The following is a 13,366-nucleotide window of genomic DNA, read 5'->3' on the forward strand; positions in this document are numbered from 1 at the left end:
CCTGTGCCATCACCGTTATTTCATGGGGCACTGGTGTAGCGTTGCTGGTCGTTGCCTGACCCACACTTTTTATCAGTTTCAAGCTAATCGCCTGAGGCGTCAGTCAGAAAGTCCGGTTGAGGGACATTTCTCTCATTATGACCGCGAACTTTCTGATCATCGCCCCATCGCCATTCGTACAAGGCTCCAAGAGTGTAGAAGTAAGGAAAACTTTCTGCATGGGAGAATGACCATTTAGGCACATATTCCCTGAAGTATTTCTCCCAGCTGTTCTCGAACATCTTCATGGTGCGATCACGGCGTTCACGGAATTGCAGATAATTTTCCTGTCGCGTCCAGCCCAACATACTGTTGCTTGCTTTAACACGGTTTACATACTCTTCATCAGATTCACTGAAGCCTTGAGGTGAAACGACAGCGGTCCGTTTCACATATTCATTGTCTGTTTCACCCACGCCTTGCCAGCGATTGATTTTGTCAAGACTACGTCCCAGGGGGCCAGCCAGCCATTGGGTGAGCATCTTGTTGTCGTTCATAAAAAAGTCGTAAGTGAGACTCGTTGCCAGAGCGAATCCGAATGTCTGGGCATAGGTAAATCCAGATACAAGGCCGTGGGCGTATGATCCGACAGTGGCTACCGGACCCAACACCAGACCGGCGGTGGCAGAAGCCAGAGTTTTCACTTTTTGTGGTGTTACCCGGTGCAGCAGTGGTACCTGTATCCCTCCAGAATTCATGGATTGCACTATTTCGGGCACCAGGCGGTTAATGCTGCGATAGCTATGAGGATTGGCGTTGTACTGTCTGGCAAACAGCATGGAGCTGGTTCTCAGCAGAATGACCGAGGAAGCGGCCTTGCCCAATGGCATGGCCAGTCCGCCTACTTCAGAGATTTGTTCAATTCCATTGTGGTAGGCAGACTGGCCGGTTCGGTCAAGATCAATACCATAGCCTTCCATCCAGTTTTGAAAAGGTGTGAGCATCCGGTGCAGGTAATCTCCCCTGTTGGTCAGATCCAGAAGATAAAGGTACGACATGTGTGAGAGGGACAGCCCGACAGCCTGCCAGGCAGTATTGGCTACCAGTAAGGGTTTATAGCTGGAGTAGTACCATGTGACAACCTGCGCCAGGGAGGCTGAAGGTTTGATCCAGTAATCCTTTAGTTGCTGCTCAACCGCAGCGGCATGAGCCTGCATCAATGTGTCATGGAAAATCTTGATCAGGTCTGATTCAGACAGGCCGACAGCATTGGCATAAGGTGTCAGGGTATCCTGAACATTGGTCAGGAATGCTGCCGTCTTTCGGCCATTTTCAAAAGCAATATCGTCAAGAACATAGTTGGCGATAACAGCTGCAGTGTAATCTGTTACGCCGGCAACTGACTCTTTTATACCTGTCGGGCCCGTTGCCGCCACAACCACAGGAGTAAAGGCACTTTGTATAAGTTCTTCAGCATCCTTGTCGGGCAGCATCCGGATAATCTTCCGGAATACTCTTGCTTTAACGCCGTGTTTATAACCAAGGAAATGTTCAAATTCAGCCACTGTCTGATAACCATCGACACCTCTGATGGCTTTCATATAATTCTCTAATTCAACCTTGCTGATCAGTCCTTCACGCAGCAGACTTATGATCTTTTTGCCACTGGCGGTGTGGGTTGAGAAGTATTCCGAGAAGCTTTTCTGGTCCTCTGCTGAATGCTCAACGAAGTGAGTACCCGCTGAGCCTATGCGGTGAATTTCGTCGTCGTATTGTTGGGTCCCTTTTCCCATCTCATTGGTGACCTTCTGCGTCAGAGTCTGAATTTCCTCCAGGGTATTTATAAGTTGAATTTGATTTGCTATTAAAGAATCGTAAGGGTATTCCCAGAAGGTTGTCTTCAGACTCTTGAAGACTTCCGCAATACGACGAGCCTGATTCAGATCGTATCCGAACATTGCATACAAGCGAATCGGTGCAAATTCATCGTAAAAATTGAAAGTCGACAGGCAGGGGGTTGGCTTACCTCTTGCCACTGCTGATTGTGCCAGACCCACTGCGGCTTCCAGCGCTTGTTTTGTGAGAGGGTGCTGTCGGCTGAATTTCAGGAAAGCTTCCAGAGCTTCTGCCTGACCCGGCGTGTACTGGAAGGGACTGCCATCATTTTCGGCGGCTTTCTCGTCGGCCTTCAGGGCTTCCTCCATTCCCTCAATATCTGCTTTTCCGGATTCAATTTCACCTTCCTGACGGGCTATTTCGTGTTCATGTAAGGTTTTACTCTTCTCATCGATGTCAACGTTCATTACCTGATAGAGAGTCGTGTCGTCTTCATTGTCAGGAACGTATTGGATTTTACCCAGGCAAGTCATTTGCCTGTCAAGCTCATTTTCAATGGCTGCGATACGATCATAAATTTTAGGCCGACCTATTATGTCAACTTCTTCATCCAGCTCCTGAAGTGTTTTTTCAATGAGACTGATCTGATCCTCCAGAGGGGCGTCATTCATATAGCCCTCAATGTTAAGTTGCCAGGCAATTTCATTGTTTGTATCTCTTGTGAGATCTTCAGTGTCATAATGGTCGTTTACTTTTTCCCTTAATATCTGAATTTTGTTACTTAGAGCATACTTCTGGTCATTCAGGCTGGCACCTTTTTCAAACTCTACTGCCAGATCCAATGCCAGTTCAGCGGCAAAACCCTTGCCTCTCTCTTTAGCAGAAGGGTTTTCACCCGTGTCGATGTTCAGCTCGTCCTCTACTGCTTCAAGCATCATTCTCTGTTGTCTTGTGACTTGTCCATCTACATCCGGGGTTTCAACATGAAAGGTAATAAACTTTTGAAGTATCTCAATTTTTTTTGCGATTTGGTTTCCAGGTGAGCTGTCTATTTTACAGACAACAGCATCTATCTCATCCAGCATGAATTCTGAGACATCACCGCTGTTTAGTTTTGTAAGAACCCTCTCAAGCCTCGTTGCTTTGTGATCATCCTGGTTGACTTCAACTTCGAATATTTCTTCTACTGTTTCCAGTATTTCCAGAGACTCTTTCTCTGCCTTCTTCCCGGCTTCTGTAATGTATGTCTGAATTTCTTCAGAAATGGCGTTACGGCGGTAATAGACATCGTCCTCGCAATCGTGGTGATCCATCTTCAGGGCTTTTTCTATGGCCGCAAGCTTTTCTTTTAAAGCTTCTTCTCCGGGCTGTCCTGTTGCGACAACGGGTTGCTCAACTTCATGTACTTTCTGACTGATGAGTATGGCTTGTTCTGTATTATCCCGGCCATCAATACCAGGCTGAGCGTTGCGAACCTTTGTGGCACCTGTTCTGGCTTCATGGACTTGTTGTGCCAGCGATGGAACTTGTTCTGCTTCCTGCTCTTGTTGATTCTGAAAATGTTGTTGAAAGACCTCACGTCCCTGCTGCTTAAGGCGCTTCAGAATGTTACGGCGACGGGCTTCAAGACCATCTTCGTTGTTCGGAACCAGGCCGAGCTGTCTTTCAAAGGTAGCCAGTCTTTCCCTGACTTCCTCATTGGGTAGTTCTGAGTTTTGTTGCAGCTGATTATGAATGAAAAGAAGGCTACCCAGGTCGTCTTCATTGACCAAAATAAGCTGGTGCCTGTCTGCAATGGTGGTGCGTTTTGCTTTTACAGCTTCCTTATCAGACTTTGCCGCTGCGGCATATTTCGCAGCCTCCGCTTGCTTGAATTTACGAACTTTTCTACTGATGCGTCTGGCTTGTTCTTCAGGTGGCTGGGTATCATCCCAGTTATCAATACCAAGCTCTGCTGCGATTTGAGCGTTGCGAATTTTTGTGGCATCTGCTCTGGCATCACGAATTTTACGTTCCAGCTTTGGAATTCGTTTGGGTTCCCGCTGCAGTTTCGCAGCGGTGCTCTGCTGTCGAAGAGGTTGTTGAGCAGTCTCATCTTCCTGCGCCTTAAGGTGCTGCAGAATGGCCTGACAACGAGCTTCCGGATCTTTATCGTAATCCGGGACCAGACTGAGCTTACTTTCAACGATAGCCAGTCTTTTCCAGACTTTTTCATCGGTTACTTCTCTGTTTTGTCGCAGCAACTGTTGAATGGACTGAAGGTAACCCAGACTGAATGCCTTGACCGGAGCAATACCTGGCTCACGGCCAGTGGCTGACGGTTTTGCTTTTACAGTTTTGTCATCAGACTGAACTGTTGCGGTAAATATTGCGACAACCAATTGGTTGATTTTATAAATTTCTTTTGCAATGAACCTGAGTTGTTCTTCATCTGGCTTGGTAGCGTCCCAGTTATCGATACCAAGTTCTTTTGCCATTTGAGCATTGCGAGCTATTCTGGCTTTTACTCTGATGCCATGAGTTTTTACTGACTGCTCTGGATTGCATTCGACTTCCTGTTGAAGCTTCTGCATCAATTTTTTCTCTTGTGCCCGCTCCTGGCGAAGCTGTATAAGCTCATTGTTAATTTGTTGTTTGAGTTGATCTGCTCTGAGTCTCCCTTTTTCACTGATAGTGGCTGTCTGCGTTTCGAGATTTATCTCTTTTTTAAGATGCCTGAGACTGAGTTCTTTTATTAGCAAGAATTGCAGCTTATCATCCATCTCAATCATCTGTCTGGAAATGTCGCTTATGGGTTTGGAAGTAAGCTCTTCGTTGACCTCAAGAGTATTGTCCTGCACCTGATTAAGATAACTGTCATCCACTATCTCTTCCTGAATTGTCTGAATAAAGGATGGGTTAGTCAGAAGATTTCTAAGTGCAGGTTTGAAGCTGAAGTGTTTTTCGAGCCGATTAAGCACCCGGGTCGGTGTGAGGAACGGGAAAGCGTCTTCGATCTGTCCTACTGTGAGTTCAAATTCATCGGCTCCATCTGAAGTAGCACTGGTCAATGCCTGCTGAAGATATTCATAGTGTATCAGTGTCCAAAAATCCTCTTCGTATTTAAACGTCGACTGTAAATCATCTTCAGTATGCTGCTCAGCAGCCAAATTCTCCAGCAGTACCATCTGCCTGCTTCGGATGGTGTGCTGGTAGCTTCTGACCTTATCTTTTTTGATGTGTGTTTTTGCTTCAGAGGGAGGATTGCAGGACTCTTCCGCCCACATGTTATAGAGTCCTTCCACAAAAGCGACATCGGCCGGGTTTTGCTTCTGACCACGGAAAACAATAACCTCTCCCGTAGCCTCAGTCACTTCCAGTTTTGGATAGCCATCAGGCACAGGATAAGTCTGTGCGTCATCCTCAACGTGGACAACATAGCCGACGGGTTGATTATGGTGCAACAGATCCTCCAGGGCTGCCTGTTGTAAATCTTCCTCCATCACATGAACCTGGGTATAGGCAGAGGTAGCTGCTGCGAAAAGCACTTCATCATTGACAAAAAGCGATTGACCCAGGCGCGATAAATCAGGAGGCTGATCGTCGGCAGCGATAAGACGCATGAAAGTACGTCCTTTCACTCTTACTTTATCTACTTCAATAGTGGCAAGGGCAACATAGTTATCTATTTCGCCAAGTTTCCCTGTTCTTTCGTGTGCAACTTTCAGCACTCTGGCCAGTTGTTCGGGGCTGGCAACTTTCGTTAACGGTTCTAATGGCTGGAGGTTGCCTAATTGATTTCGAACTGCTGCAATTGAATTCTGATCGGTCATTCCGTTTCTGACTTCAATGACCAGTGCCTTTTCTGCCAGGTTGTGGGTGAACCTGAATATCCCCTCATTACCTATCTTGAGGACTTTGGTGTATTTCTGAGCAACGTCCTTCTCGTTTGTTTCAAACAGATCAACACTGGAAGCGCCGTCGATGCCAGAAAGAATGTCTGTGAAGCCTTCAGAAGCCAGGTCGTAGCCTGCTCTGACTTCGGTCTGATCAGGGTAGGTAGTTGTGAAGGATTTGGGTATTGGCTGCTGGTCATTCCCTGAAGTTGGCTTAACTATGACTTCGCTCCGGGTATACTCTGTACGTCCTTTGTTCAGAATGTCGGCGGATTTTGTCTGCAGTTTGCGCTCGGCCATTGCGTCTGTAGCAATGATGGAAGAGCTAATTGCAAGGGCCACTGCAAAGCTTATTGCATTGGGGCGAGTATTTGTCATTCTACTTCCTCAGAGCTGAGTACTTTTATTGCCGTGAAAGGTGATTCACACCCAGAGCGGGGAAACGGTTTCTAATCGCTCATGGCTGTTTCGATAAGCCGTTGAGAGAATCTAGTTCACAGTGGCAAATCTGATAAGGTGCTTGGCAAAATCGTCGTAAACCCTCGCCCAATCGAGGGTGTCGCAAAACTCTCAGTAGAATTGAGTGTTTTTTCAGGGAAGGAATGCCTCCATACCTTCTGACAGAATTTACTCGATAGTTTGACCTGAAAGAAACCAGTCTGTATTCCTTTGTACTGATTTCATTTGGTTGGCTATGAAGGGGGCATCCACTGGTTTCTGATATCAAAGTTCGTCGCGGGTATTTTTATCTTTATCAAGATCGAACTTCTTAACCTCAAGACCAGCCGATGCTGCTTTCACGGCTGCGGAGGGAGGCTCAGGTGCTGCAGTCCCAGAATCGAAGAGGGCACCCAGAGTGTAGGAGTAGGGAATACTCTCTGGGTGGGAAAATGACCATTTAGGCACATTTTCCCTGAAGTATTTCTCCCAGCTACTCCCGAACATCTTCATGGTGCGATCGCGGCGTTCACGAAATTGCAGGTAATTTTCGTGTCGAGTCCAGCCATACATAGTGTCGTCTGCATTAATACGGTTCGCATAGGCTTCATCGGTTTCAGTCAAGCGTTGAGGCGAAGCAACAGCGGTACGTTTCACATATTCATTGTCTGTTTCCCCCATGCCTATCCAGCGATTAATTTTGTCCAGACTGCGGCCCAGAGGTCCACCCAGCCATTGAGTGAGCATCTTGTTGTCATTCATAAAGAAGTCGAAAGTGAGACTCGACGCCAGAGCGAATCCGAAAGTTTGAGCGTAAGTAAACCCGGATAAAAGGCCATGGGCGTATGATCCGGCTGTGGCTACCGGACCCAATACGAGACCGGCTGTGGCTGAGGCCAGCGTTTTTACTTTTTGGGGTGTCACCCTGTGCAGCAACGGAACCTGAACCCCCTGGCGGGAACCCATGGATTTCACTATTTCGGGCACCAGACGGGAAATGCTGCGATAGCTGTGTGGGTTGGCATTGTACTGTCTGGCAAACAGCGCAGAGCCTGTTCTTAACAGAATGACTGATGAGGCGGCTTTGCCCAGTGGCATGGCCAGCCCGCCCACTTCAGAGATTTGTTCAATGCCGCTGTGGTAGGCATATTGACCGGTTCGGTCAGGATCAACAGCGTAGCGTTCCAGCCAGTGCTGGAAAGGTGTGAGCATTCTGTGCAGGTAATCACCCCTGTTGGTCAGATCCAGAAGATAGAGAAATGACATGTTTGAGAGGGACAGCCCGTTAGCCTGAGCGACGCTATGGGTCGCCAGCAGAGGTCTGTAACTGGAGTAGTACCAGGTGACAGCTTGTACCAGAAAGGCGGAAGGTTTCGCCCAGTAATCCTTTAGCTGCTGCTCAACCGCAGCGGCATGAGCCTGCATCAATGTGTCATGAATAGTCTTGATCAGTTCTGATTCGGATATTCCCGCAGCATTGGCATAAGGTGTCAGGGTATCCTGTATATTGGCCAGAAACGCTGCCGTCCTGCGGCCATTGTCAAAGGCAATATCGTCAAGAACATAGTTGGCGATGACCGCAGCTGAGTACTCTTTCATGCCGGCCACCGACTCTTTCATAGCTGCCGGGCCAGTTGCGGTCACGGTCACAGGAGTGAGAGCACTTTTTATGAATTCCTCGGCACCCTTGTCGGATAGCATCCGGACAAGGGCTTTGAGGTCAGGATTGACGCCGTGTTTGGAGCCAAGGAAGTGTTCAAATTCAGCCACTGTCTGATAACCATTGACACCTCTGACGGCCTTTATGTAGTTCTCAAGTTCAACCTGGCTGATCAGACCTTCGCGCAGCAAAGCCATGATCTTGTCACCACTGGCAGAGTGGGCAGCGAAGTAATCCGAGAAGCTTTTCAGATCCCCTGGTTGATGCTCGACGAAGTGAATGGCTGTTTTGCCCATGCCGTAAATTTCGTCGTCGTATTGTTGTGCACCGGTTTTCATCCCACCTCTGGCTATAAGCACCAGAATCTGGAGTTCTTCCATGACAGTCATAGGGTCATATTTTTCAGGCCGGAGGGGCGGGAAGTTCGCTTTCAGGTTCTTAAAGACTTCTACCATCCGGCTGGCCTGAGCAAACGTCAGTTCGTCTCCCACCAGTGCCTGCAAGTGAATCGGTGCAAATTCATCGTCAAAATCGAAACGGGTAAGGCAGGGTATTTCCCTACCGTTTTCTACTGCTGATTGAGCCAGACCCATTGCCGCTTCAAGAGCTTGTTTCTTGAGAGAGTGCTGCTGTACGAAGTCGTCGATTGCGGCCCGAACCTCCGCCTGTATCGGCGTGTACTGAAAGGGACCGTCGTCCATTTCGACGGCTTTCCGGGCAGTCTGCAGGGCTTCCTTCCTTCTCTCAAGGTTTGCTTGTCTGGTTTCAACCTCACTTTCCAGACGGGCCTGTTCCTGAAGCAGTTGCCGAATCTTGCCGCCAGTACCATCTTCCCCGCCCAGTAGTAGCTTCTGGTTTTTCAGGGCGTTAACCCGTTGTTCATGGGTATCAGCAGGTTCTGGTTTGAGACCCACGGCATCTTCAATGGCGTCAAGAATTGTTTGGTGATGATTGCTGAGAGCAGCTGCTGCTTCCGATAAAGCTGCTTTTTTATCCATAAGTTCTGAATTCAGCCGAGCTATTTCTTGCTCATGTAAGGTTTTAGTCTGTTCGTCGATCTCTCCGGAATCGAGAATCTGCTCTTTTCTGAGATCCAGATTAGTTTGTGCAGTGTCCTCTTGGACCACTGCATTGGTCAGTTCCAGACTTTTTCTGTCGTGCTCACGCAGAAATCTTGTGACCAGATTGTACTTTTTCCTGGTTAAAGGCAGTTCACCCTCGACTTCATCGGTTTTGTGCCGACCACGAGTGATTGCATAGATTGCAATGGCAGTAAAGTAATTCGATACTTCCAGTAAATTGATGTCACTTAACGTGGCGATCTCGAGAGTTTTTGTGGCAGCTCCCATTTTATCAAGAGCTTCGTCCATAGAATCAATGTTCGCGGTGCTGAGAGTTTTTGTGGCAGCTCTCAGTTTCTCAATGGCTTTATCCTCTGTTACTGCAGAGTTCCGGCGCAGGAAATCTCTGATGTCGTCTATTCGCTCTTCAGGGGTTTGCTCATCATCTGCGGGCAGACCGAACCTGATCTGAATTTTTTTTATTGCCTGATTGAAAACCTTTTCGTGTTCTTCCATGGTAATAGGGGTATTGTCAGTTGGACGCAAAAATAACGGTTTTTTGCGACGAATAGCATCCAGGTTGTGATTAGTCGTCTCCAGCTCACCTTCAGCGTCTTTTACTGCCTGCCTGGCTATGGCTAGCTCACGATCAAGAACGTATCGGGGTTTAGGCAGCCGAGCCATTTGCCTGTCAAGGGCATTCTCAATGGCTGCAATACGCTCAGCAACGTCAGGCTGACGCACTAAGAAAATTTCTTCATCCAGCTGATCGAGTTTTGCATTAATCAGGCGGCTTTGGTCGTCTAAGCTGGTATCGTCTTTATAATCTTCAACCTTGAGTTGATGAGCAATTTTATTGTTCCACGCTCTCCTGTCATCCAGATCTTCATAAGTTTCGCCTGCTTCTTTCTCCCGTAATTCCTGAATGATGTCTCTTAGAGTATGCTGCCGGTCAGAAAGGCTGACATCGTCTTCAAACCCAACCTGCAGATCACTGGCCAGTTCAGCTATGAAAGCTTTGTCTCTTTCCCTTTCCATGGCTGCAGGGTTTTTATGAGGGTCAATATTCAGCTCGTGTTCTACAGCTAAAAGATATTTTCCCTGTTTTTCCCTGGCTCGCTGATCCGATGCTGCGACTTTCACGGCAAGACGGCCACGGATTCTGTCGCGTCTAATATCACTCCCCTCTGGAGCCTCCAGAGATGTACTCTCATCTTTCCAGAGGTATTTATCCATCTCATTGAGCAGGTATTCCGAGATATCCTCGTCGTTACGCTTTATAGTAACCCTGTCAAGTCTTGTGAGGACCCTGTCAAGTCTTGCTCCTTTGTCGTCCTCTTCACTGATTTCGATTTTGAGTAATTCTTCCAGGGTTTTCAGTATTTTCAGGGCCTTTTCCTCTGAACGTTGCGTGGCTTCTGTGATGTATTTCTGCATGTGCATGGAAATGTGCTGGCGACGGAGATACTCATCGTGCTCTCCGGGGTAGGTAGCCATGTTCAGGGCTTTTTCCACGTTGGTCAGTGTTACAAATACTGCATCCCTGGTCATGGGGTGGCCTGGTGTTCTGCTGTCTTCCAGCTCTTGTTCCAGCTTTGAAAGCTCGAACAGTTTGTCATATACCGTTGATTCCAGTCTGGCGCGGTCTTCCGGACCGGTGTTTTCGCTCGGGTCAATACCTAAAACCACTGCCAGAGCTTGTTTTCTGGCTTTGGTGTAAGAATCCTCCATATCGATCTGACGACTCATTGTCTTAAGTTGTTGACGAAGACTTTCTTCATGAGTACTTATTTCCTTGAGTTTTTGAATCAGGCGTCCCTGTTGAACGTTAATATCTTCATTGCTATCAAAATCCTGAATAGTTAAATATGCAGCAATGGTTGCGTAGCGGGCTTTGAGTTCGGCTTCTTTTGTAGCATCTGTTCTGATGCCTTGTTGCTGAAACTGTTTTAGAGCAATCTCGGCTTCATTATTCTTAAGGTGTTGTTGAATGGCCTTGCAACGGGCTTCCAGGTCGTTTTCATTATCGGAGACCAGACCGAATTCAGCTTCAAAGCCAGTCAGTTCATGCAGTCTTATCTTATTGGCCAGTTCCAGCTCTTGATACAGGTACTGTTGAATAGACTGAAAGCGGAAATCCAGATCGTTTTCATTATATGGAGTAATATCGAGCTTTTTTTCAATGGCCGCCAGTTTTTCTTTTACAGCTTCTCGCCGAGGCTGTTCTGTTCCGGCATCCGGGTTGTTGATTTCAAGAAGTTTGTCTCTGATGAGTCTGACCTGTTCTTCCAGAGGCCTGGTGTTATCCCAGTTATCAATGCCAAGGTATTCTGCCAGTTGAGTGTTGTGATCCCTTCTGGCTGCCTCTACGGATTCAAGAACATCTTTTTTACGCATGGGTACTTGACCGATGTGATACTGAATTCTTCGTACATAGTTTTTGTGTTTTTCCAGCTCCTCTTCCTGCTCTTTTTTTTGCTGAAGACGATGTTCGCCGATCAGAGTCTCCAGCTTCCTGAGCCGTTGAGAGACTTCCGGGTCATCTTTTTCATGGGAAGCCAGTACGAACTGACGTTCGGTAGTCGGCAGCTTTGCTTGTGCAGTGGCAACCCTGAGCCGACCTGTTTCGGCAACCGCTTTGTTCATTTCATGAATTTTCTGTCGGATGAGTCTGACTTGTTCTTCCAGGGGTTGGCTATCATCCCAGTGATCAATACCCAGATCTTTTGCCAGTTCAGTGTTGTAAGCTTTTCTGGCTTCTTCTCTGGCGTCACGAAATTGTTGTTTTAGCGCCGGAATTCGATCGACTTCCTGTTGAAGTTTCCGTGACTGGTCCTGCAGTCTGAACAGCTCTTTAAGAGCCTTTGAAAGTTCATCCTCAGCCTCTTGTCTGAGTTGAAGGGCTCTGAGTTTTTTTTCCTTTTCGCTGGTGATAGCTTTATTCGATGTGATCTGTAAACGGTTTATAACCCGGATGAGTTCGAATTCTTTTATCTGCAGCTTGTCCAGTTTGCTATACACCTCAATGAGCTGTGTGATGATGTCGTTCTTGACCTTGGAAGCAAACTGTTCGTCGTCCCCAAGAGCATCGGCCTGCGCCTTGTTGGTAATGCTTAAAATGATTGTCACTTTCTGAATCGTCTGAATAAACAGCTGGTTAGTCAGAAGATTTCTGATTATGGGTTTGAAGCTGAAGTGTTTTATGAGTTGCTCATGCATCCAGGTTGGTGTGGCGACCGACGAAGCGCCCCGGATGTGTCCTATCACGAATTCAAATTCCTCTGCCTGATCCTGCGCAGCGCTGGTCAATGCCTGCTGCAGAAATTCATAGTATGCAAGCATAGCCGGTTTATCCTGGTCAGGTTCAGCATGCTGCTGTTCAGCTAACTCCTCCAATAGTGTCATTTGCCTGCTTCGAATGACGTACTGGTAGCTTTTTAGCTTATTTTTTTTTACCAGTGTTGTTAATTCAGAGTTGGGGTAATTGACGAAATCGCCTGCATAGAGGCTATAGAGGCCATCCACAAAAGCGCTGTCGGCTGGATTCTGTTTCTGACCATGAAAAACAATAGTCTCCCCCGGAGTGTGTGACACTTCCATTCTCGGATAACCATCAGGTACAGGACAGGCTTGCCTATCATCCTCAACGTAGACAACATATCCTATGGGCTTCTGATGTGATAACAGTTTACTCAGAGCTTCCTGTTTTAAACTCTCTCCCTTGATATGAACCTGAGCATAGGCAGAAGTGGCTGCTGCAAAAAGAGCCTCATCATTGACAAAGAGCGATTGACCCAGACTTTGCAGTTCAGGAGGCTGATCGCCCGCTGCGATAAGACGCATGAAGGTGCGCCCGTTTACTTCAACTTTGTCTACTTCAATGGTGGCAAGGGCAACGAAATTATCAACTTCGCCGAGGTTTCCCGCTCGTTTATTCGCACCGTTCAGTATTCCAGCCAGTTGTTCCGGACTGGCGACATTCGTCAACCATTCTAATGGTTGTGTCTGGATGCCACCTGACTGAGCAAGAACCGCCGCAATTGAATCCTGATCAATCATTCCTTTTCTGACTTCAATGACCAGCTTCATTTCTGCAAGGTTATGGGTGAACCTGAAGACTCCCTCATCACCCACCTTCAGAACTTTCGTGTATCTCTGGGCAACGTTATTCTCGCCAGTTTCAAATACATCAACACTGGAAGCGCCACCGTCAACATCAGAAAGAATTTCTGTAAAGCCCGCTGAATGAACACGCTGACTTGCTCTATCATGAGCCTCATCAGGGTAGGTGGTTGTGAAGGATTTGGGTATTGGCTGCTGGTCATCACCTAAAGTTGGCTGAACCATGACTTCACTTTGGGTAAACTCCGCATGTTCACTGCCATCAATATCGACAGATTTTATCTGCAGCCTGCGTTCTGCAAGTGCCTCTGTAATGATGATTGAAGAACTGATTGCAACGGCCACTGAAAGGCTTAATGCATTGTGTCGGACATTCGTCATTCTACTACCTCGGA

2 protein-coding genes are annotated in these 13,366 nt (G+C 47.4%); both read right to left on the reverse strand.

Features of this window, described 5'->3' with window-relative positions; genetic code table 11:
• Positions 1-83: 83 nt before the first annotated feature.
• Positions 84-6,068: a hypothetical protein gene (locus P6910_RS08195; RefSeq protein WP_317145782.1), complete on the reverse strand. Its 5,985-nt coding sequence runs from the start codon at positions 6,066-6,068 to the stop codon at positions 84-86.
• Between the two features lie 345 nt (positions 6,069-6,413).
• On the reverse strand, positions 6,414-13,352 hold the full coding sequence (locus P6910_RS08200; protein ID WP_317145783.1) for a hypothetical protein: 6,939 nt from the start codon (positions 13,350-13,352) through the stop codon (positions 6,414-6,416).
• Between the last annotated feature and the right edge of the window lie 14 nt (positions 13,353-13,366).

The organism is Endozoicomonas sp. 8E (assembly GCF_032883915.1).
Classification (GTDB): Bacteria; Pseudomonadota; Gammaproteobacteria; order Pseudomonadales; family Endozoicomonadaceae; genus Endozoicomonas_A.

What these genes read in the sequence shown, in the direction of transcription:
- P6910_RS08195 (WP_317145782.1), bottom strand. Translation starts at nt 6,068, where the DNA reads ATGACAAATACTCGCCCCAATGCAATAAGCTTTGCAGTGGCCCTTGCA.
- P6910_RS08200 (WP_317145783.1), bottom strand. Translation starts at nt 13,352, where the DNA reads ATGACGAATGTCCGACACAATGCATTAAGCCTTTCAGTGGCCGTTGCA.